We start from the raw sequence: 1,357 nt of genomic DNA, 5'->3' as shown, positions 1-1,357 counted from the left end.
GAGTCTGTAAAATAGTTTGTGTAAACTCCAAAACCTACTAAAATGAAAGTAGTAGAAAGGTTGGGGAGAGCACATGGGACTGTGGACCAAAGAGCAATTACGTTCGTTTATCAAAGAGAATAAACTGGTGACGGCTCAGGATGCGCAAAACGCCCTGAAGGATCTTTTTGCAGAGACGATCCAGGAGATGCTGGAAGCTGAGATGGATACGTATCTTGGCTACGAGAAGCACGAGGTGAAAAGCAAAGCGACAACGAATAGTCGGAATGGGAAAAGCCGTAAGACGGTAATGAGCGAGTACGGTGAGCAGGAAATCGCTGTTCCACGCGACCGTCAAGGCGAGTTTGAACCGCTCGTTATCAAGAAACACCAATCCAACGTAACGGGCATTGAAGACCAAATTGTAGCACTTTACGCCAAGGGTGTAAGTACACGAGATATTCAGGATCATTTGGCCAACCTTTATGGCATCGACGTCTCTCCAACGCTCATTTCTAACGTGACCAACAAGATTGTACCGCTTATTAAAGAATGGCAGAACCGACCGCTGCAAGGCGTATATGCGGTTGTCTTTCTCGATGCCATTCACTTTAAGGTGAAGCAAGATGGCGCCATTGTGAACAAAGCAGCGTACATGGTCATTGGGATTGATCTGGATGGAAACAAGGATGTACTGGGCATGTGGATCGGCGAGAACGAGTCTGCAAAGTTCTGGCTCAGCGTGCTCAATGAGCTGAAGAACCGCGGTGTACAAGACATCCTCATCACTTGCGTGGACAACCTGACCGGCTTCTCACAAGCCATTACTGCCTGCTATCCGCTGACCGAAATACAGAAGTGCATTATCCATCAAATTCGCAATTCAACGCGCTACGTCTCTTACAAAGACTTGAAGAAAGTGACGGCTGATCTAAAGCCGATCTACAAGGCGAGCACAGAAGACGCTGCACTCGCAGAGCTTGATCGATTTGAGGAACTCTGGGGTACGAAGTACCCCCTCATTGTCCGTTCCTGGCGCAATAACTGGGACGAGCTGGCGACATTTTTCAAATACCCGCCTGAGATTCGAAGGCTGATCTACACAACCAACATCATTGAGAGCTACCACCGCCAACTCCGTAAAGTCACAAAGGGTAAAAGCATCTTCCCTTCGGATGAAGCGCTGCTCAAAATGCTCTACCTCTCAACCATGGATGTCGTCCGAAAATGGACGGGGCGAGTCCAGAACTGGGGACAAATGCTGCTTCAACTCTCCGTTTTCTTCCCGGAACGGGTTGGTAAGCACCTACGCTAAAAGGAAAATTCCCCCTCGGGGGAATCCTTATAAATGAGTTTACACAAAATTATTGACAGACCC

The 1,357-nt window shown here is 48.1% G+C and carries 1 protein-coding gene; it reads left to right on the top strand.

Going from position 1 to position 1,357, the window contains the following annotated elements:
- Positions 1–73 precede the first annotated feature (73 nt).
- The gene (locus AC6ESP_RS29400) at positions 74–1,294 is read left to right on the top strand and encodes an IS256 family transposase (RefSeq protein ID WP_497100337.1); all 1,221 of its coding nucleotides are present in this window, start codon (positions 74–76) and stop codon (positions 1,292–1,294) included.
- The last annotated feature ends 63 nt before the right edge of the window (positions 1,295–1,357 follow it).

The organism is Paenibacillus xinjiangensis (genome assembly GCF_059686975.1).
The sequence above is the reverse complement of the archived record's forward strand: the minus strand, read 5'-3'. Positions and strand labels throughout refer to the sequence as shown.